This window comes from Spirosoma sp. SC4-14, assembly GCF_037201965.1.
GTDB lineage: Bacteria > Bacteroidota > Bacteroidia > Cytophagales > Spirosomataceae > Spirosoma.
The window spans coordinates 2,306,314-2,326,523 of record NZ_CP147518.1 but is presented as its reverse complement, the minus strand read 5'-3'; the positions used below and the strand labels follow the sequence as shown (position 1 = coordinate 2,326,523).

The 20,210-nt window shown below is 49.1% G+C and carries 21 protein-coding genes and 1 tRNA gene; 9 read left to right on the top strand and 13 right to left on the bottom strand.

The annotated features are described in order from the left end of the window. Window positions 1–2 precede the first annotated feature (2 nt). Window positions 3–1,547 carry a sensor histidine kinase gene (locus WBJ53_RS09465; RefSeq protein ID WP_338875845.1) on the bottom strand — a complete coding sequence of 515 codons (1,545 nt, stop codon included), beginning with the start codon at window positions 1,545–1,547 and terminating at the stop codon, window positions 3–5. Between the two features lie 88 nt (window positions 1,548–1,635). Here WBJ53_RS09465 and WBJ53_RS09460 point away from each other — a divergent pair, with 88 nt between their 5' ends. Then, the gene (locus tag WBJ53_RS09460) at window positions 1,636–2,136 is read left to right on the top strand and encodes a DUF3299 domain-containing protein (protein WP_338875844.1); all 501 of its coding nucleotides are present in this window, start codon (window positions 1,636–1,638) and stop codon (window positions 2,134–2,136) included. A gap of 191 nt (window positions 2,137–2,327) precedes the next feature. On the opposite strand, the gene WBJ53_RS09455 is transcribed toward WBJ53_RS09460, so the two are convergent. Further along, window positions 2,328–2,401: transfer RNA gene (locus WBJ53_RS09455), tRNA-Ala, on the bottom strand. A 170-nt stretch (window positions 2,402–2,571) separates the two neighbouring features. Between WBJ53_RS09455 and WBJ53_RS09450 the strand changes: the two genes are divergently transcribed. After that, on the top strand, window positions 2,572–2,826 hold the full coding sequence (locus WBJ53_RS09450) for a GIY-YIG nuclease family protein (protein WP_338875843.1): 255 nt from the start codon (window positions 2,572–2,574) through the stop codon (window positions 2,824–2,826). Between the two features lie 84 nt (window positions 2,827–2,910). Here WBJ53_RS09450 and WBJ53_RS09445 read toward each other — a convergent pair whose 3' ends face one another. The 3 genes from WBJ53_RS09445 to WBJ53_RS09435 all read right to left on the bottom strand — a co-directional run bounded on the left by WBJ53_RS09445 (window position 2,911) and on the right by WBJ53_RS09435 (window position 6,095). After that, on the bottom strand, window positions 2,911–3,540 hold the full coding sequence (locus tag WBJ53_RS09445) for a C40 family peptidase (RefSeq protein ID WP_338875842.1): 630 nt from the start codon (window positions 3,538–3,540) through the stop codon (window positions 2,911–2,913). A 76-nt stretch (window positions 3,541–3,616) separates the two neighbouring features. Next, complete coding sequence (locus tag WBJ53_RS09440) at window positions 3,617–5,797, bottom strand: Tex family protein (protein WP_338875841.1); 2,181 nt, start codon at window positions 5,795–5,797, stop codon at window positions 3,617–3,619. A 106-nt stretch (window positions 5,798–5,903) separates the two neighbouring features. Further along, the gene (locus tag WBJ53_RS09435) at window positions 5,904–6,095 is read right to left on the bottom strand and encodes a cold shock domain-containing protein (RefSeq protein ID WP_338875840.1); all 192 of its coding nucleotides are present in this window, start codon (window positions 6,093–6,095) and stop codon (window positions 5,904–5,906) included. Between the two features lie 138 nt (window positions 6,096–6,233). On the opposite strand from WBJ53_RS09435, the gene WBJ53_RS09430 reads away from it, so the two are divergent. After that, the gene (locus WBJ53_RS09430) at window positions 6,234–6,647 is read left to right on the top strand and encodes a hypothetical protein (protein ID WP_338875839.1); all 414 of its coding nucleotides are present in this window, start codon (window positions 6,234–6,236) and stop codon (window positions 6,645–6,647) included. Here the strand turns inward: WBJ53_RS09430 and WBJ53_RS09425 are convergent. Both WBJ53_RS09425 and WBJ53_RS09420 read right to left on the bottom strand, forming a co-directional pair. Next, the gene (locus WBJ53_RS09425; protein ID WP_338875838.1) at window positions 6,635–6,865 is read right to left on the bottom strand and encodes a hypothetical protein; all 231 of its coding nucleotides are present in this window, start codon (window positions 6,863–6,865) and stop codon (window positions 6,635–6,637) included. The genes WBJ53_RS09430 and WBJ53_RS09425 overlap by 13 nt on opposite strands. Window positions 6,866–7,045: 180 nt before the next feature. Then, window positions 7,046–8,140 (bottom strand): Gfo/Idh/MocA family oxidoreductase, encoded by a 1,095-nt coding sequence (locus tag WBJ53_RS09420; protein WP_338875837.1) that lies wholly within the window; start codon window positions 8,138–8,140, stop codon window positions 7,046–7,048. A gap of 200 nt (window positions 8,141–8,340) precedes the next feature. Between WBJ53_RS09420 and WBJ53_RS09415 the strand changes: the two genes are divergently transcribed. The 6 genes from WBJ53_RS09415 to WBJ53_RS09390 all read left to right on the top strand — a co-directional run bounded on the left by WBJ53_RS09415 (window position 8,341) and on the right by WBJ53_RS09390 (window position 14,474). Next, on the top strand, window positions 8,341–9,213 hold the full coding sequence (locus WBJ53_RS09415; protein ID WP_338875836.1) for a carbon-nitrogen hydrolase: 873 nt from the start codon (window positions 8,341–8,343) through the stop codon (window positions 9,211–9,213). A gap of 124 nt (window positions 9,214–9,337) precedes the next feature. Continuing rightward, a complete protein-coding gene (locus WBJ53_RS09410; RefSeq protein WP_338875835.1) occupies window positions 9,338–10,948 on the top strand; it encodes a hypothetical protein in 1,611 nt (536 codons plus the stop codon). A gap of 39 nt (window positions 10,949–10,987) precedes the next feature. After that, window positions 10,988–11,932: an ROK family protein gene (locus WBJ53_RS09405; protein ID WP_338875834.1), complete on the top strand. Its 945-nt coding sequence runs from the start codon at window positions 10,988–10,990 to the stop codon at window positions 11,930–11,932. 266 nt (window positions 11,933–12,198) lie between these two features. Next, complete coding sequence (locus WBJ53_RS09400) at window positions 12,199–13,182, top strand: OmpA family protein (RefSeq protein WP_338875833.1); 984 nt, start codon at window positions 12,199–12,201, stop codon at window positions 13,180–13,182. Window positions 13,183–13,251: 69 nt separating this feature from the next. Further along, complete coding sequence (locus tag WBJ53_RS09395; protein ID WP_338875832.1) at window positions 13,252–13,737, top strand: hypothetical protein; 486 nt, start codon at window positions 13,252–13,254, stop codon at window positions 13,735–13,737. A gap of 65 nt (window positions 13,738–13,802) precedes the next feature. Then, window positions 13,803–14,474: a hypothetical protein gene (locus tag WBJ53_RS09390; RefSeq protein WP_338875831.1), complete on the top strand. Its 672-nt coding sequence runs from the start codon at window positions 13,803–13,805 to the stop codon at window positions 14,472–14,474. Between the two features lie 56 nt (window positions 14,475–14,530). Here the strand turns inward: WBJ53_RS09390 and WBJ53_RS09385 are convergent, their stop codons facing one another. The 6 genes from WBJ53_RS09385 to madL all read right to left on the bottom strand — a co-directional run bounded on the left by WBJ53_RS09385 (window position 14,531) and on the right by madL (window position 20,197). Then, window positions 14,531–15,220 carry an NAD-dependent deacylase gene (locus WBJ53_RS09385; protein ID WP_338875830.1) on the bottom strand — a complete coding sequence of 230 codons (690 nt, stop codon included), beginning with the start codon at window positions 15,218–15,220 and terminating at the stop codon, window positions 14,531–14,533. 92 nt (window positions 15,221–15,312) lie between these two features. Further along, a complete protein-coding gene (locus WBJ53_RS09380) occupies window positions 15,313–17,598 on the bottom strand; it encodes a family 20 glycosylhydrolase (RefSeq protein WP_338875829.1) in 2,286 nt (761 codons plus the stop codon). 116 nt (window positions 17,599–17,714) lie between these two features. After that, window positions 17,715–18,287 carry a dihydrofolate reductase family protein gene (locus WBJ53_RS09375; RefSeq protein WP_338875828.1) on the bottom strand — a complete coding sequence of 191 codons (573 nt, stop codon included), beginning with the start codon at window positions 18,285–18,287 and terminating at the stop codon, window positions 17,715–17,717. Between the two features lie 57 nt (window positions 18,288–18,344). Then, window positions 18,345–18,773 (bottom strand): VOC family protein, encoded by a 429-nt coding sequence (locus tag WBJ53_RS09370; RefSeq protein ID WP_338875827.1) that lies wholly within the window; start codon window positions 18,771–18,773, stop codon window positions 18,345–18,347. A gap of 295 nt (window positions 18,774–19,068) precedes the next feature. Next, window positions 19,069–19,827 (bottom strand): malonate transporter subunit MadM, encoded by a 759-nt coding sequence (madM, locus tag WBJ53_RS09365; RefSeq protein WP_338875826.1) that lies wholly within the window; start codon window positions 19,825–19,827, stop codon window positions 19,069–19,071. Next, the gene (madL, locus tag WBJ53_RS09360) at window positions 19,802–20,197 is read right to left on the bottom strand and encodes a malonate transporter subunit MadL (protein WP_338875825.1); all 396 of its coding nucleotides are present in this window, start codon (window positions 20,195–20,197) and stop codon (window positions 19,802–19,804) included. Before madL ends, madM begins: the two co-directional genes overlap by 26 nt. Window positions 20,198–20,210: the final 13 nt, after the last annotated feature.

The following is a 20,210-nucleotide window of genomic DNA, read 5'->3' as shown; positions in this document are numbered from 1 at the left end:
ATTTAATTGGCATCATAATGAACGGATTGCATCTGATAGGGAATACTTACCTGAACTTTGGTACCCTTTCCGGGTACTGAACTAATTTTTAATTTACCATTGAGTAATTTGGCACGCTCCTGCATGTTGTGTAAGCCCTGCGAAGGAGCACGCCCATTTTTAGAAGGCCTCGGAACAGCCGACCGCTGGTTGGCCAGCCGAAAGCCTCTGCCATCATCAGTAACAACAAGATGAATGTATTTTTCGCGCGCAATCAACTCAATATGAATATGCGACGGATGCGCATGTCGCACCGCATTGCTGATGGCCTCCTGCGTAATCCGGTAAAGCATTATTTCCACATTTTTATCTAAACGCCCATCGTCTATGGTTAGGTTCGATTCGAATGTAACATCCAGCGAATCGCTACGGTCGTTTTCGGCCAGCATTTTAATAGCCGGAACAATACCAAAATCACTTAATACCGTCGGCATCAGGTTGTTTGAAATAGTACGCGTTTCCTGAATGGTTTGCGTAACTAATTTTTTCAGGTTACCGATACTTTTCGACTGTGCAGCCCAGTTTGCATTATCGGGTTCTGGCGCACTCCGTTTTAAGTTAGCCTCCAGCCCCTCGATCTGCAACTTAATCGCTGTCAGCATCTGCCCTAACCCATCGTGCAGTTCCCGCGATAAGCGTTTCCGTTCGTCCTCCTGCCCTGCCATCAGATATGAGGTCCGAAGTTTCTGATCGTCGATTTCCTGCTTGTATTGTAAACGAGTGGCTTCGAATAGTTTTTGCCGCGTTTCGTTCAGCGATTTATTTACACTGAGCAACTCGCGGTTAGCAATGCTGGCCTGCTGCTCGGCCTCAACAAGTTGTTCGATGGTTTGTTTTAGACGCCGGGTGGCCGGTCTGAAAATCAGCACCCCTATTCCTGCTAAAACGATGATAGAAACGAGATAGATATAAAACTCAATGGATTCGAGCACACTAAGCTGATAACGGAGTTCGCCCGTCAGATGCCGAACAATGGCATCTATTTCTTCCAGAAAGGGTTTTTCGTTTGCCAGCAATAGTTCCAGACTCGCCTGAGCGTCGGAATTGTTGATTTCTTCGGGACTTTTCAGGGTTATGAGGTGGCCAACACTCCGCCGGAATGCGTCGAATTCGGGAGCTATTTCGTCGTACAACCGCTGCACGATTGGCGAATTCGGAATATTCACGTTATGCACCTTCACCTGCCCGCTCCGGCTTTGAAGATGGTAGCGCTCGAAGGTCCTGAAGATCTGGCGTAGCTCGTCGCGATTCAGGTAAAAGTTATCGCGCTCTTTCACATCCATTACCTGCAACGCCTGCTTCACAATTTGCTGGCTCTGATGCCGCTGAAGGGCCGTATAACGAATGATCCACAGTTCATCCTGCACAGAGTTTAGCCGCCACTGCGTCAGAATCTCGCTTCCGGTTAAGAGAATACCCAGAATCAAAAACAACGTTACATACAGGCGAGTGAACCGAAAGGGAATTGCCTGGTCGTTTTTTGTGTTATCGTTGAGTAGTTCAGACACAGTTAGTATGAACGAAGCTAAAAGATTGAGTAAATGTAGTAAATTTCGTAGTTTTACCTCACACTTGTCACATACTGTGCCCAACGCCATGAATCGCATTCTCGTTGTTCTGCTTGTTGCCAGCTTTGCTGCCTTCTCGTTCCGTCCGCAGACGTCGTTCGTCCCGAACCACGGAACTGTTCCACCAGTTGTCTCTGCAGCGGCTGAACCAGTCAAATTGTCGTGGGAGGTCCTGCGCGATGTTACTTTCAAAAAGAAGTGGTATGCCGAAGAATCGGTATACATGCTGTATCCAACGTTTGGACAGGGTGTTCAAAAACTCAACGGCAAAACGGTAGAACTAACCGGCTATGTGCTACCCGTCGATCTGGAATCGAACCTGTATGTGCTATCGGCTTTTCCGTATAGTGCCTGTTTCTTCTGCGGTGGCGCTGGCCCGGAGTCGGTTGTATCGCTCAAATTCAAGAAAGCGGGCAAGAAATTTAAGACCGACGAACGCCGGACGTTCCGGGGTACGCTTAAACTCAATGCCGACAATATTTACGAACTGAACTACATCCTGGCCGACGCCGAGATGCTTGATCAATAAGATTCTTTTTCTCCCAATCAAAAAAGGTCCCGGCTGAACAAAGTTTAGCCGGGACCTTTTTTGATTGGGAGATAGCCTATCTTTATTATGTCAACCGAAAAGTCATTTAATACGCTGAACTAAAGAATGGTACAAACAAAAAGCCACTGTTCTAAATTACAGCGGCCTCGTCTTAAAAAAATCATATTGAGTGGAGATAGTCGGATTCGAACCGACGGCCTCTACAATGCCATTGTAGCGCTCTAGCCAACTGAGCTATACCCCCGTCAAAACGCTCGTTTGCGTTTTGTGGGTGCAAAGATGAATAAAAATTTTGTAGGGCACAAACGCCTGTCCGAAAAAATTTAAGGATTTGAAGCAGAAGGTTCGTTACCTAAAACAATATTTGTTTTCTGTTAACAATTATGTAGCTTTGATTATAGTCTACGACAACGTATGCATACCGTTTATATTATTTATAGCCCCTCGACCGATCAGTATTTCATTGGGCAGACGAAAGATCTGAAAATCGCGTTATGGCAACACAACGCCAAAACAAACCCTGTTACGGCCGACGGTAAACCTTGGGAAGTGAAGTTTAAACAACAGTTTGACACACGCAATGAGGCCCTTAGCCTCGAAATGAAATTGAAGAATCGAGACCGCACTTTTTGGGAAGAACTCATACTTAGCGCTCAACCAACTATCTAATCGCTATGACAAAAGCCGCAGTTCGAACTGCGGCTTTTTTTTGTCTGTAACTGCGGCTAAGTGCTCACCCTAGTTGCGATATCTTCAGAAGGGTCGTAATGCCTTCACAAACCGACCTTTGAAATAATCGGAATACAAATTGTCTTCGCGCACACCCCGCGACGAGGAAGCATGGATAAATCGGATGTTGTTGGCGCCGTTCACCTCCGTAACAATGCCCGTATGCGACACATAGCCCGCCTGCCCCTTATCGGGTACAAAGAAAATCAGATCGCCGGGCTGAATCTCATTCACTTCCACTTCACGACCTACTTCCGACTGCTGCCAGGAAACACGCGGCATCCGCAGACCAACTGTATTGAACACGGCATATACCAAACCCGAACAATCGATACCAGAGGTTGTATTACCACCTGTTCGATAAGGCGTTCCGGTATAGGTTCGGGCAATTTTTACCACTTCGGGCACATACCGATTTTCGTAGGTTCGGGTATCGACTACCTTACCGGCTGCTTTTGCCGAACCAGTTGGCGAACGATTGGTAGACCGGGTCGATGACGACCGACGCGCTACGGAACTCGATGCAGGAGAACGACGACTAACCGAATGAGAAGGCCCTGACGAACGCAAAACCTCACAGGAACTAAGCAGCGATAGCAGGCAAGCGCTAAGTAGAACGGGACGCCATAAGTCCCGCGACCAGCATTGTTGCATACGGATGGGATTAGGGTTTCACCAGTCAGATCGTCAACTGTTTTGTAACCGAGAAAAATCTGACTGGTGCAAACTATCAAATTTTCATAGATAACGCAATCCGTTTGCGTCTCGTATCCACTTCCAGCACTTTAACTTTTACTTTCTGGTACACCTTCACCACAGTTTTAGGGTCAGAAACGAAATGATTGGCCAGTTGCGAAACGTGTACGAGCCCATCCTGCTTGACACCAATATCAACAAAAGCACCAAAGGCCGTAATGTTTGTGACAACGCCATTCAGCACCATTCCTTCGTGTAGATCTTCGACCGAACGAATACGGGCATCGTATTCGAATACCGAAAGCCGCTCGCGCGGGTCACGGCCCGGCTTTTCGAGTTCGGCCAGAATATCGCGCAGCGTCGGCAAGCCCACCGAATCGGTCACATATCGCTCGGGTTGGATTTGTTTGCGCAGTTCGGGCTTACGAATCAGGTCGGCAACTGTTGCTTTGATGTCTTTAGCCATTCGCTCCACCACCGCATACCGTTCGGGATGTACGGCACTGTTGTCGAGTGGGTTTTCGGCACCTTCGATACGTAAAAAACCTGCGCACTGCTCAAACGCTTTGGGTCCCAGACGCGGTACTTTTTTGAGCTGATCGCGTGAGGTGAACGCTCCATTCTGGGCTCTGAAGCTAACAATGTTTCCGGCAAGCTGAGGCCCCAGCCCCGACACATACCGCAGCAGATAGGCGCTGGCCGTGTTCAGCGAAACACCAACCTGGTTCACACAACTTTCCACTACGGTATCCAGACTGTTTTTGAGATCGGTCTGATCGACGTCGTGCTGATACTGCCCCACACCGATGGATTTCGGATCAATCTTAACCAGTTCCGCCAGCGGGTCTACAAGTCGGCGACCAATGCTGACTGCCCCCCGAACGGTTACGTCGCGATCTGGAAATTCTTCGCGGGCCACTTCAGAAGCCGAATATACCGATGCGCCCTGTTCGCTTACCATGAAGATAGGTTTGCCCAGAGCAAGGCTTTGAATAAACTCTTCGGTTTCGCGGCCAGCCGTACCATTCCCGATAGCGATCGTGTCTATGTTGTATTGTTCGACCAGTTTCCGAACGGTCTGAGCAGCCTGCTGTTTCTGGTTTTCCGACTGAAACAGGTAGAGTACTGTATCGATCAACAGATTACCCTGTGCATCAATGCAAACAGTTTTGCAGCCCGTCCGGTAGCCAGGATCAATGGCCAGCACACGCTGAGGGCCAAGTGGAGGGCTAAGCAATAACTGCCGCAGGTTGTCAGCAAAAATCCTGATGGCTTCGGCGTCGGCTTTCGCTTTGGAGAGATTATCGAATTCTGTTTCGAGCGATGGTTTCAGCAACCGTTTGTAGCCATCCCGAATGGCCAGCGAAAGCTGTTCGCTACAGGCTGCCGAACCCGAATATCGCCCGATAAACTGCCGTTCCAGCCGTTCGATAGCAGCCTCTTCATCGGGGCTGATGCTAACCGACAAAAAACCCTCCGTTTCTCCCCTACGCAATGCCAGTAACCGGTGCGAAGGCACGCGCCGAAGCGGCTCGGCAAAATCGAAGTAGTCCTTATATTTTACCCCTTCGGTTTCTTTGTTTTTTTTCACAACCGAGCGAATAATGGCTTCGCGGTCGAACAGGTTCCGAATTCGTTGGCGAGCGTCGGCATCTTCACTAATTCGTTCGGCCAGAATATCGCGGGCACCCTGCAGGGCGTCATCGATGGTTGGGACGACATCGGTCAGATAACGTTGAGCCGACCGATCCAGATTTGTTTCCCGCTGCAACATGATCAGATTGGCCAGCGGTTCCAGCCCACGTTCGATGGCCAGCGTAGCCCGTGTTTTCCGCTTTTGTTTATACGGTAAATACAAATCCTCCAGTTCGGTCAGCGAATCGGTTGCTGCTAGTTTTCGTCGGAGGTCATCGGTTAATTTCCCCTGTTCGTCAATAGCTTTCAGAATAGCATCCCGGCGCTTGTCGAGCTCCAGCATTTTCTGATGAGCGTCTTTGATTTGGCCAATTTGTAATTCATCGAGCTGCCCAGTAGCTTCTTTTCGGTAACGGGCAATAAATGGCACCGTAGCGCCCCCTGTCAGTAGTTCGATGGTGGCTGCTACAGACCGACTGCTGAGCCCGAGCTGTGCAGCGATCCGTTGCTCGATGGTATTTTCCCGAACCGGTGCTGCGCTGGTGTTCCGTGCGGGTTGATTGGATGCGAATTGAGACATGCGGTTGACTAGTAATCTAACGCAAAAATGGTCTCTGGAACCGACAGGGCAAAAAAAAACATGCCATAAGGCATGTTTTTACAACGGTTGTCTTTATATCTTACAATTAAGCTATTTCGACATTCACGGCGTTTAAGCCTTTCTTTCCGCGTTCGACATTGAATTTCACTTTGTCGTTTTCACGGATTTGATCAATGAGGCCAGAAGCGTGTACAAAGATATCTTCACCACCGGCATCGGGTACAATGAAACCAAACCCTTTGGTCTCATTAAAGAATTTTACTGTTCCTGTTTGCATTGTTTATTAAAATTTAAGCGAAGGACGGCACAATAATGCTCATTTCCAAATACTATTCAAATTTTTCTGCCGCTTTATTTAACATACGTCGAATAGTGCAATGTATTATTATTGCGCTACTTATCTCCGCTGATCCTTATGAATAGATTCGCACAAACCAGCTTTATCCTTCTCCTGTTTTATCTACTAACCTATATACCAGCCAGCGCCCAGGGAAAAATCGCCCCTTCTGCATTAAAAGCACAGATTGAGAACCGCGAAGATTCGCTCCGTAATCTGGTAAGTTATTTTGTAGGGCATAGCCTGAAACGAGGTCGAAAAGCCCGAATCATAGGCTATACCGTTGTGGGGAATACGCCCATTAAGGTCTACGACGAATACATTAAAACCTTCAAAAGTGGCCAGACCCTAAACCGACGTTACTACTACTTTCTTCCGAAAATGACGGTCAAACGGATGAATGAAAGAATTTTATATGCAACTTATTTGAGTAGTAACGGCCAACTCCTGGAGCTTTTCAATGAAACTATTGTTGGCAATCAGGCCAGGTAAGGCAGATATGGTTCCAGCCGGTCGGTATTCCGGAAAGCCGTTACTTCATGAAGCTGATTGTTATAGGCGTCGTAGCGAAGTTCGACGTAAAAGTCGCGAAGATTGTAGAGCAGAAAGATTGCATCACCTTCGTATCGATTAGCCAGAATATCGCCAGCAAAATATAAAGTATCGAGTTGCTGCTGGGCAGGAAGTTTTGTAAAGTCGGAGGGTTGCATACGACGACGGGGTTGACAAGCGAAATAAGCGAAAAGCGCTCGACTGTACAACCCCGACTGCCGACTTTATATACTATACATTAAACTGCAAACCAATACAACTAAAATATATATTTCTATAAAAACCTAATGGACAAAGGACTTAGGCATCCGCTGGCGACCGTAGCAGATGCCTGTTTTTTAGCTAAGTTTTACTTCCCGTCCGCTGTGAGCGGCCTGATAGATGGCTTCGACAATCCGAATATCACGCAGGCCCTCTTCGCCCGGCACCAGCATTGGTTTATTATTCAGAATCGCTTCGGCATCATCGTCCATTTGCTTGGTCTGTTGCCAGGGCACTTCGTAGGAATGTTCGATTACACCGCCGGGCCAGCTCCCTTTCTGGCCATTATAAGCCGAATAAGGCTCCATGCGCAGTCGGCCTTTTGAACCGGTCACATCCAGATAGTTCATGTTCATGCCATAGCTGGTTTGTAGCGCAGCCCGCGCTCCGCTCGGAAAAACGAGCTGAACCATGCTGGTTTCGTCGAGCCCATTTTTATAGACCTCAGGCCGGGTTGTATACTGCTGGGCCGTAAGGGCAATAGGTTCTTCGCCAGTGGCCAGCCGGGCGCCCTGGATCACATAAACACCCATGTCGTACATGACACCCCCACCCATTTCTTTTTTCTGCTTCCAGTGATCAGTGCGGGCATCGTAATATGCAGCCGAGCAACTCACCATCTGCACCTTACCAATACCGCCACTGCGTAGAACTTTGACGTATTCCTGCGTATTGGGTTCATGATGCAGCCGGTACCCTACTGCCAGCGACCGTTTATTTTTCGCGCAGGCATCGATCATATTCTGGCATTCTTTAGCCGTTACGGCCATTGGTTTTTCGACCCAAACGTGCTTACCAGCCTTGGCTGCCCGAATCACATACTCCTCGTGCATCGATGGCGGCAATACCACATACACCACATCGATGTCGGGATTATTGGCAATCTGGTCGAACGTCTGATACGAATAAATATTCTTATCAGGAATGTTGTACTGCTTTTTCCATTTCTCGGCCTTGGCGGGCGTGCCGGTTACGATACCTGCCAGATAACAATTTTTTGTTTTTTGCAGAGCCGGAGCCAGCAGATCGGTGCTGTAGTAGCCTAAACCAACCAATGCCACACCAAGTTTGTCTTTAGCGGGGCGCGTAGCCCCCCAGAGGGCATTGGGCAAAATAGTGGTGGCTGCGCCGGTCAACGCAACCGTATGCAGGAAGCTTCTGCGGGTAGTCATGGTTAATGGATTTATGGTTAGCCTGTTAGAATACCAAACTTACAGACATCAGGCTATAAACTGCAATTTTTTGTCGAACCCGCCCGATAAGAGTTTTGTTGCCTTAGTTACTGCCGTGCATAAAGATTCTAATTTTGCGTCTATAAAAACGGGCTTTTCTGATTTACTACTCCCAATCGTTCTGGTTTGGATTACTGATTATGTCGAAAAAAGTTAATATTGGTTTGGTTCAGATGAGTTGCTCGGCCGATGTCGAAGCAAACATTCTGAAAGCGATGGATGGTGTTCGAGAAGCGGCTCAAAAAGGCGCGCAGATCGTTTGTTTGCAGGAATTATTCACATCGTTGTACTTCTGCGATGTTGAAGATCATCATAATTTCAGTCTGGCCGAAGCTATTCCAGGACCAACTACCGAACGGTTAGGAAAACTGGCGGGCGAGCTGGGTGTCGTTATCATTGCTTCGCTGTTCGAAAAACGGGCTCAGGGGCTCTACCACAACACAACAGCAGTACTCGATGCCGATGGCAGCTATCTGGGCAAATATCGCAAGATGCACATCCCCGACGACCCCGGCTATTACGAGAAGTTTTATTTCACGCCCGGCGATCTGGGCTATAAAATTTTCGACACAAAATTTGCCCGAATTGGTGTGTTGATCTGCTGGGATCAGTGGTATCCCGAAGCCGCCCGGATTACAGCACTGATGGGTGCCGAGATTCTTTTCTACCCCACCGCTATTGGCTGGGATACCAACGAGCCCGATCCGAACCAGAATACAGAACAGTATAACGCCTGGCAAACCATTCAGCGCAGCCATGCCATTGCCAACGGGGTTCATGTGGTGTCGGTCAATCGCGTTGGGCGCGAAGCCGATCAGCAGTTCTGGGGCGGTTCGTTCGTGACGAATCCGTTCGGTTCACTGCTTTATCTGGCCCCCCACGATCAGGAAATTGTGCATGTGCAGGAAGTCGATCTGGCCTTATCCGATAAATACCGCACCACCTGGCCTTACTTCCGCGATCGGCGAATCGACTCCTATCAGCCAATTACAAAACGATACATCGACGAATAAATCCCTTACTTTCGCCTGTCGGCATGCTATTGTCACAATCTCTAGCGGTATAGCAACAGGCGGTCGTTTTTCTGTCCGGGTGTAATTGGTTCAGTTTGTCTATCTATCCGTCGTGAAGCCAACTATGAAAATAGCGTCCTTATTTCTGGTAGCCAGTCTGGCAGGCTGGGGTGCCTGGTATTCGATGCCCGGCGGCCCGCCCGATCCGGTAGCGATGCCTTTGCAGGGGCCAGTTCCGCCCCAAACGGTCATAACCCCTACCCCCCGTGCTCAATTTACGCCAACAACCCGAAAGGGGTACTATAACATTGATGTAGTTGGCGATTTTACGCTACCCACTACCAAAACCATTACGTTCTGCGGAGCGGGTCGGAATCTTCATGTCAGGCAGGATCGTACGAAACTGTTCCGACGGGGTTTTTCGGCTATCGAGCAAACGCGTATGATTCCCGATGTTGAAATCTGGATGAATGGCGACCCGCCAAGAGGCTGGAAAAGTCCACTGCGCCAAAGCCAGCGATCGCTCATCATTTATCAGGCTTATTTTGCCAATTCCTTTGGGCTGGAATGGGCCCGGAATAGTGATCGGGCCAACGATGTTTTGTATCGGACTCCGGCAGGCGCACGCACTACCCGCAATACGCTGTTTCAGGCTTCGTCAGAACTGGCCGGAGGATGCTATGGCTTCGGCGATTGCCCGCCGGGAAGGATGCAAAGCACATTCAGCAAACTATTTCTGGATATTGAGAACGAAGGCACCAGCGCAGGCAACCAGCAGGAACAGGCCAATCTCTACACGTTTATGGTGAAAACGCTGAAAGCCAACGTTAGCCCCCAAACCGAAATTGGCTCCATTGCTCCCGTTCCACACAACAGTTTCGGAAATTCGAAAGCCGAACATTATACGGCTGGTCCCGACTGGCTCTGGAACATGCCCGCCCGCCAGACCGCTACCAGCAAACAGCGGGGTATGCCCGACGACATTGTGGGTAAATCGTTTTCAGATTATGTCGATTTTCAGATGCCGGGTACCTATTACCTCTATCCCGACTTCGACTATTCGGCGCATCATACCAGCGATGGCGACCGCCATTGGCTGGCTTCTCTGCTGGCCGAACAGGAAGTAAACCGAAAGTTATCGTCTAAAAAACGAATTGCCTGGCACTGGGTTTTCAATACCCAAAGCGCCGATTTCCCCAACAGCGGTAAAGCCGAGCATCCTGCGCCACCCGCTGTGGCCGAAGGGATGAGCATTTTTTACTGGTTTACTGGAGCTTATGGCATCCTGTTCTGGGACGACCATAACGATCTTATCCCTGATCAGCCCTCGCCCAGCGATCCGCAGTTGCAGGGACTGGGCAACGATCGTAACTATGCCTGCTATGAACACTATATTCATGGACTCTGGCGGCTATTTAAGCATCATGGCGATTTGTTTAACGGGCAGGAAACCTATCTGAACGAAGCCACCGAATGTTCATACGATGGCGGTAAAACCTGGGTAGCCTACAATGCCAATCAGATCAAAACCCGCGATCTGCCGTTTGTGCGGGCTATTGTCAATAGCAACCAGATTCTGATAGCCGCCACCAAAGCCTATGCACGCCCCGAACAAAAAACACAGGTGATGATGCGGTATATTCGGAATGGCTATTCTTTTTATACAACCATATCGCTGAAAGGCGACGAAATTTTCCTCGGTCGGGCAACTATGCAGCGAACCCGTGGAAACTAAATGGTGATCATCGAATCACTACTGCTAACCACTTTTTACATGATTCTTGGGATTGAAATTGGCGGCACCAAACTACAACTGGTTACGAGCGATGAAACAGGACAAATCAAGCAACGCTTTCGGTATTCGGTTGATTCCTCACTTGGGGCCAGCGGTATCCGAACACAAATTGAAGCGGCACTTGCTCAACTCTCAGAACAACCCAAAGCGGTTGGTGTAGGCTTTGGCGGCCCCGTCGACTGGCAAAGCGGTCGAATTGCCACCTCGCATCAGATTGGTGGCTGGGCTGGTTTTAATCTGGCAGACTGGTTACACGAACAACTACCCGCAGCAAGCATACGAATTGAAAACGATGCGAATGTAGCCGCTCTTGGAGAAGCCAAACGGGGTGTAGCAACGGGCTTTAGCAATGTGTTTTATATTACACTGGGCAGCGGAGTTGGCGGAGGTATGATTCAGAATGGCCGGATTTATCATGGCACAACCCCCGGCGAAGCAGAAATCGGCCACCTATGGCTTATTCCACCTGATGAGGCTGGCTCACCAGGCCAGACCATCGAACAGACCGTTTCGGGCTGGGCCGTTGATAAGCAAATTCGTGATTTACTTCCTCAGCTCCCGGCTGATTCTGTACTAAAAACGCGGGTTCAGGAAGCCCACCTAAGCGGTCAGACCGGTGGCGAAGCCCGGTTTCTGCATCCGGCATATGAAGCCAGCGACCCCGTTGCCCGTATGCTAATTGAGCAGATAGGCTCTGTTGTGGCCCTTGGCTTGTCGCACGTTGTTCATTTGTTTCATCCCGATGCCCTTGTACTTGGCGGTGGCCTCTCGCTCATTGGCGAACCGCTGCGGGCCGCTGTGCGTCAGGCTCTCCCTCGTTTTGTAATGAAAACCTTTCATCCAGCTCCGATCGTGTTGCTGGCTAAACTGGGTGAAGATGCCGTACCGATTGGCGCTCTGCAGGTAGCACAGGCAGGAAATTAAGTAAAATTTAACGAGAGATCGCCCTACCCTGCCACAACCATTAGATAGTAACTCAATTTACCTGAAAAAGCCACTTTACGTGCTTAACGGGTAATTAACCAATATGAATTCCTTGGTTTATTAAATAGGCAAAGCAATCAAAATTACTGATGCTCTTGCATTTATACCGCTTACTCGTATTTTTGGGCAATTGCCTGACTACCGTTTGGCCCAGTATTCCAGTAGGCAGGCGCTCCTAAAACGTATCCCGCTTAACCTCTACCGTTATGTTTGCCAACAAAACTCCATGGATTGTCCTGTTGGTTTTATGGATGATCGGTTCTACCTGGTGGCATGTCTGCAAAATAAAGCATCTATGTGCCGACGATGCCCTTCCTGCATCAGAAACGGCTGTCACAGAACCTACAGTAGACACAACGCCACCCGGTGCCGATGGGTACACAATTGCCGACGGAAATCGCTTCCGGCTCGAACTACCCGGTAACTTTAGCTTTGCTAAATCGGGGGCCAATGCCAACCTCAATACCCTTGGCGGTTCGCTGGAGCCGCTCATTACCTACCTGAAAGCCAATCCCGGCCGGAAGGTAGAAATCATTGGCTATTATTCACCTTCGGAAACCAATACGGCTACCTTCACCAATTTAGGGCTGGCCCGCGCAGAAGGCATCAAACAATATCTGGTACAGCAGGGCATTCCGGCCGCATCGCTCACAACAATTGGTACAGAACGTAATCTTTCGTTTACGGCCAAAGGTGATTCTCTACTTGGAGGTCTTACTTTTGCATTTAGCGGAGCCGAACTTTCCACTACGGGTACCGAATCAGCGAGTGTGACGGCTCCGGCCCCCATTACGCTCACCGAACCTACCACAGAAGCCGATCTGGCAGCTTCTGAAAAATTCAAGTCAGTATTCGAACCCATTGATCTTTATTTCTCTCTCGGCGAGGCTAACTATATTAAAACCTCCGATACAGAGAAATTTTTTACAGAAGCCACGAAGTATCTGTCGGAGCATAAAGACAAAAAACTCCAGCTCACAGGCCACACAGACAGTTCAGGGCCCGATGAAGTAAACATGCGTCTATCGCTCGACCGCGCCAACGACGTAAAAGCCAAACTTCGCAAATCGGGGATTCCTTCTTCCCAGATTATTGTGGAAGCAAAAGGCGAAACGCAGCCTAAAGCTGATAACAGCACCATCTCGGGTCGTAAAGCCAATCGACGTGTAACGGTCGTCGTCATTCAATAGCCTCACTAAATGGCAGTCAGAATCAGGGAATCGCCCTGGTGCTGGCTACCTGTTAAAACTCCCGCAACCATGTTCGAATTAAACCCACTTAACCTACCAGACGCTCAGCTACAGCACCTGATTATGGCCGTTGTGACGCTGATATTGGGCTTTATTATTGGCTATGCATCGCGGCAACGGCTCATTAGGCAGCTAGAAGGCGATCTGGCCAGCACTGAACGCGAAGTAGCCGATTGCCGGCAAACCCCTTCGGAACCTGTTTTGAATGACGAGGAGATAATTCTCGATCGAATTCGTTCCCGGGCCAGCATACTGGATTTTAGCCGGATTGGCTACGGGTCAATTGCCGAGGCCGACGACCTCAAAAAAATAGTCGGCGTTGGGCCCTTTCTGGAACGTAAACTCCATGCCACCGGCATTTATACCTTTCGGCAGATTGCCAATTTCACCGCAGAAGATATCGATCAGGTAAACGACATTATTGAGTTTTTCCCTGGTCGTATCCAGCGGGATAATTGGGTTGGGCAAGCCACTGAATTAGCTAAAAAGAAATAAGTGTAGTGCTTTCGGAAATACTATTCCCAAAGCCAAAACCCATAAACTGAAAACGCTAAAAAGTCATGTTTGGATTAGATCCTTTTAGCCGCCCGGTAGCCATTACCGAAATACTCCTGATACTTGCTTTTATTGCTTTCATTGGTTGGCTGTTAGGTCGCCTGGCACTCAGTGGGCGTATTGGTGCGCTCAGAACGGCCATTGCCGATAAAGAAGCCCAACTGGAAGATTGCCGCCGATCGAAAATTATGGGTACTATTCCGCAAAAAACGGTTCAAAAAACCATTACTCCGGAAGATTTACCTCATTTTGTTCATGCTGATCCATTGCTGCCTGCCACCTCACTGGACGATACGCCGGAACTGATTGACGAAGACCCTGTGATTCCGATACCGGCCATTGTGGCTCCAATTGCAGGAACGTCGGCAGCCAATTCAGAATCAGCGATTTTAAGCCGGATAGCCGCCCGCTCGGGTGAGCTAAACTTCGACCGAATTGGCAGAGCGTCGGCGCTGGAAGCCGACGATTTGAAAGATATTGTGGGGGTTGGGCCGTTTCTGGAACGTAAACTCCATAGTCTGGGCATTTATACTTTCCGACAGATCGCCAATTTCACTCCAGAAGATATTGATAAGGTCAATGAGATTATCGAGTTCTTCCCCGGCCGAATTGAACGCGACAATTGGGTTGAACAAGCCAAAGCGTTTCATGAACGTAAGTATGGCTCTAAAAGTTAAGTAGTTGGTCATCAGTCAGTAGAATAAAGTCTATCAATGACTGATGACCAATACTATTACGCTTCGGCAATAAGCTGATCGGTTAGCTTTGTGAGTCCGGTTGTTGCAGGCTCCACGATAAACGTTACATTCGATCGCCCCTGAACATCCGGGCTGTGTGGGTCAACGACATAAATGGGCACACCCCGCCGAACAGCATACACCAATCCTGCAGCCGGATATACATTCAGCGATGTTCCAACCACAATAAAAATATCGGCCTCATCGGTAATATCATACGCCACATCCATCATCGGAACGGCCTCGCCAAACCACACAATGTGGGGCCGTAGCTGCGATCCTTTTTCGCACAAATCTCCTCGTTTAAGCTCCCATCCCTCAACGTCGTAAACCAATGACGGATCTTTTGTACTACGGGATTTAAACAACTCTCCATGCAGGTGAACAACCTTCGATGAGCCCGCTTTTTCGTGCAGATTATCGACATTCTGGGTAATGATTGTCACATCGAAATACTGTTCCAGTTTCACCAGTGCCAGATGCCCGGCATTGGGTTCGACACTCAGTGCCTGTTTCCGACGCTGATTATAAAAATCCTGCACCAGATCGGGGTTCCGTAGCCAGGCTTCGGGAGTCGCCACATCTTCGATCCGATGGTTTTCCCAAAGTCCATCCGATGCACGAAACGTTGGAATACCACTTTCGGCACTAATGCCTGCTCCTGAAAGTACGACTATCTTTTTCATAAGCTTTTTTGCTAAGGGCCAGGGGCTTGGGATTGCGGGGGTAGCGGGGAATGTTTCCTATCCCTGCCGCCCCTAGACCAACCCCTACGCTTTTACTCCACCACAATTTCATCCGTCGAGAACCAGGTTTTTTCGCCCGCGTTCGGATGCTCTGGAGGGCAAACACCAACGTTTTTGGCGCGAATCCGAACGTAGCGAGCCCGTGCGGTTTTGAAGTCGGCTACAACCGGCAGAATATCCCACGGGCCGTTTAGTTCGTATTTGATCGGTTGCTTGATGGCATCCTTGAAATCGGTTCCATCTTTCGATAACGCAATTTCGACCGATGTTGGCGGGAAGTTTTTCTCCAGAATAACCTTCAGGAAATTTAATGAAACTTTTGTAACACTGGTCACATCACCCAGATCGAGTGTTACATCCATATCGCCGAAGAAGTTAACCCACTGGCGCCGATCGCGTGGGGTTTCGCCCCGAATTCCATCCGTCAGTTTTTTAGTATCCTTATCGCTGTTGTTTTCGAGCGGTATGGCATAGGTATACGACTTGTTTTTGCCTTTATGCAGCGTAAAGGTTTGCGTTAGCCGCCCACCACTGGGAGTCATCGCCCGCAGCGTTGTTGTTTTGCTTAGCGTAATGGGGCCGATGTATTCAGTACTCGTTTCGCTCGGTTCTTTCCCGTTTAGCGTATAGAAAATCCGGCTGTCGGAGTCGATTTTTTTCAGTACCACCTGCAACTGCCCCTGATCGCTCGCCTGCGTGCTTGCCGTAATATCAAACAGGCGTTTGGCATAATTTACCGGAATCTGCGACAGGCGGGGCAGGTGATTCTTCAGCCGGAGAGCAAAATCTTCAAAATTATGGGGGCCCGTTTGCATCCAGGCAATTTCGGCCAGCGCAATTGCTCTCGGAAACATCATGTATTCTACAGATTCGGGAGTTGGCACATACTCGGTCCATAAATTCCCCTGAACACCCAGAATATACGTCTGCTCTGCTGGCGTTAGCTCGGCAGGCATTGGTTCGTAGGCATACACCTGATCGATGGGTAAATACCCACCAATAGCCAACGGTTCGGTAGCCGGATTACCCTGGTAATAATCCAGATAGCAGGTGCCGGTGGGTGTCATAACAACGTTGTGTTTTTGCTTAGCCGCAGCAATTCCACCTTCTGTTCCGCGCCAGCTCATTACCGTAGCATTGGGTGCCAGCCCCCCTTCCAGAATTTCGTCCCAGCCAATAATTGACCGGCCTTTACTGTTGAGAAACTTTTCGATCCGGCGAATAAAATAACTCTGGAGTTCGTGTTCGTCTTTCAGCTTGTTTTTCTTAATCAGTTCCTGACAGAAAGCACTCTGTTTCCAGGCGGTTTTGGGACACTCATCGCCCCCGATATGAATATATTTGCCAGGAAAAAGCGTCATTACTTCGGTCAGCACATCCTGAAGAAAACTGAATGTTTTTTCGGAAGGGCAAAACACATCTTCCGAAACGCCCCACTTGGTGAATACATCATATTTTTTACTCGGATCGCAGCTTAGCTCCGGATACGCAGCCAGGGCAGCCTGCGCATGGCCTGGCATCTCAATTTCGGGCACGATGGTAACAAACCGGCTTTGCGCATACCGCACCACATCTTTAATTTCGGCCTGTGTGTAGAACCCGCCGACGGGCTTTCCATCGAACTGCTGCGGATAATTCTGGAAGTACTGCCCTACAATCGATTCAGCGCGTTTACTGCCAATCTGAGTCAATTTCGGATATTTTTTAATTTCGATGCGCCATCCCTGATCGTCGGTCAGATGCCAGTGAAACGTGTTCTGTTTGTGCATGGCCATCAAATCGATAAATTTTTTCACGAACGATACGGGCATAAAATGCCGTGACACATCGAGGTGTAGCCCACGATAGCCATACCGTGGTTTGTCGGTAATGGCACAGGCAGGCATGGTTACCGTAGCCGATTGTCCGACGGGTAGTAGCTGACGCATTGTCTGGGTTGCGTAGAACAATCCTTTGGCCGTTGGTGCTTCGACAACCACTCTGGAAGGTGTTACGGTTAGCTTGTACCCTTCGTCGCCCAGGGTTAATTTTTTGTTGATGGTCAGAAAAATGTTAGCCCCCTTGGCCAAAGCAGCACTTGCAGGAGTTACTGCGAGTGTCAGGCCATTGGCGGTTTTAACCTGACCGACAAACTGTTGTGCAACTGACTTAAGCGAGGCATCGGTGGCAGGGGCCAGCACAACCCGCGTTGTTGTTGTGAGGGTAAACTGCCCATCCTGTCCGGCAAACCGGGCCGGAAATGGAATCAGATTGTATTGGTTTTCGGTTTGAGCAAATGCAGCACAGGGAAACAGAAGACAAAAAAGCAGATATTTCATGCGTTACGAATAGTTCAGCCAGCAAAATAGCGATGATTTTGTAAAGGCCGACAAACAAACGACCTTCCGGTTGGGGAAGGTCGCAGAATTATTCAGAATTTCATAAAGAGTATAAATCAACTGCGATCGGGCTCATACCGCACCGCAACAATACCGCAACTAAATGGCTGGCTATGTACCAGCTTCAGTTTAAGTCTGCCATCAAGCCCGTTGAATATGGGCATTCCTTTTCCTAAAATTACCGGATTGACAAACAGATTGTATTCGTCGATCAGGTTATGCCTGATACAGGATGCGACCAGCGATGCCCCACCGTATAGCATCAGATCATTCCCTGGTTGCTGCTTCAGTCGATTTACTTCTTCAACAAGATCGCCACCTGCCAGGGTTACGTTTTCCCATGCGGGCTTATCGAGCGAGTTTGAGAAGACAACTTTAGGCAAGTCGGTCATTTTCTGAGCAAACTCGCCTTCTTCCGGGTTCGATTCTTCGGCCCGTGAGGCCCAGGCTGGAATAAAACCCTGGGCCAGGTTTCGCCCCAGCAGAATGCAATCTATGGACTCCGTTATTGCGCCGACATAGGCTTTCAGTTCATCGTCCCAGTTCCAAACCAGCCAATCCATTTCACCGTTTGGCCCCGCCACGAAGCCATCCAGTGTCATCTGCATCTGTAATTTAACGTTTCTCATGTTTAGCATGTATTCCCATACTCTGGCTACAACCGTAGACCGTTATCCAATCATTTATTAACCCTGCCGATTGTAGGCATAACTAACCATCCACTGAATACCAAATTTATCGGTAAACATCCCGAAATAGTCGCCCCAGAATGCCTTGTGCAATGGCATCATGACCTGACCATCTGCCGAAAGGCCCGCAAACAATCGCTCGGTTTCTTCTTCGCTGTCAGTGCCGATTGACACATAGGTATTGGTACCAATAATGGCTTTCCCAAAAGCCTCTGGCACGTCGCTTCCCATCAAGACACTGGTTTTGCCGATTGGCAAAGCCGTATTAAGAATCTTGTCGGCCTCATTTTCAGAAAACGTGTGTTCGGCCGGGCCATCTTTAAAACGCATTTTACCGATTAGTTCGCCACCAAAAACCGATTGATAGAAGTCAAAAGCTTCTTCGCAATTACCGTTGAAATTCAGATAAGGATTCAGCGCTGCCATAGCATTGTTGTTTTACAATAGTAAAGAGTTGAACTGAGTAACCCGGCAAATCATCGGGATGAAACGACAGAAATTGCCCGATTCATTTAGGCAAATCTAGCGGCAGCTATCCAAACCCGAACGGGGCAATTCCGGCAATCTAAGGGGTAAATCCGACAATCGTCGATGAAATTACATCTTCCATACCAAAGCGGCTCAGTACTGAATAAAAGACGTCAGAAAGCAGGATTAGCCTGAATAACGAAAATGCGAAACCCCAATGCCAGTGGCTGCGCCAACTACGTAGCGAGTTTCCCTAAAAACACAGCCGCATCAGCAGATAAAGTACTGACGGACAGGCCAGACAGCCAAGCCCGGTATAGAATGTAGCGGTTAAGGCACCATATGGAACAAGAGCCGGATCGGTAGCGGCCAGCCCCGCCGACACGCCACTCGTGGTGCCCATCAATCCGCCGTAGATCATGGCCGTGTTTGGATTATTGAGACCGATATACCGCGCCATATAGGGCGTTCCGATAGTAACGAAAACACTCTTGACTACCCCTGCCGCAATACTGAGGGCCATCACATCGGAACTGGCACCAATAGCGGCACCCGTTACGGGACCAACAATATAGGTACAGGCGCCAGCCCCAATGGTTGTGAGGCTAATGGCATCGGTATAGCCCCAGAGCAGGGCCACAAGAACACCCCCCAGAAATGAGAGTACGATACCCAGAAAAAGCGACAATGCACCAATCCATCCGGCCCGTTTCATCACCACAAAGCTGGCCCCCATAGCCGTGGCGACAATAGCGAAATCCCGAAACATAGCGCCCCCCAACATACCAAAACCAGCCAGTGGTTTCCAGTCAGCAATTCCTTTTTCGCCACCGGTACTGATGCCACCAAGGTAGGCTAACAAGAGTCCCATCAAGATGGCGATGGCCGATCCCGGTATCTTTTTTCGCGTTAGTTTACTGGACAGAACCTCGGCCACAGCCATAATTATACCGAGCACCAGAAAACCAACAATCAGACCATTTTTATCAAGAAACCGGGTGATAAGTTCCATCGGGGCGGGTGTTTTTTGGGGTGGCTAACTTAGCAATCAGTGGAATAGATGCCACACAGATCAATACCGGAACGATTCCTGCCACAACGGCAATTAGCCCGCTCGAAACCGCCACTTTCACGTTTTGGGTTGCCGACATGGCCACCACAATCGGTATGTAGAGTTTATTCCAGAACAAAATGCCGGTTTCGGTTTCCAGGTTGACATATTTCTTTTTTACGAGCCAGTCGTTGAGCACAACCAGCAGCAGCATGGCAAAGCCAACACCCCCCACGTTGGCATGAACGCCCAGCAACAGACCAAGCCATTCACCAGCCAACTGCCCGGTCAGATAGCAGAATGCCAGAATAGCAACCCCATAAATAATCATAGATACGTAGTGG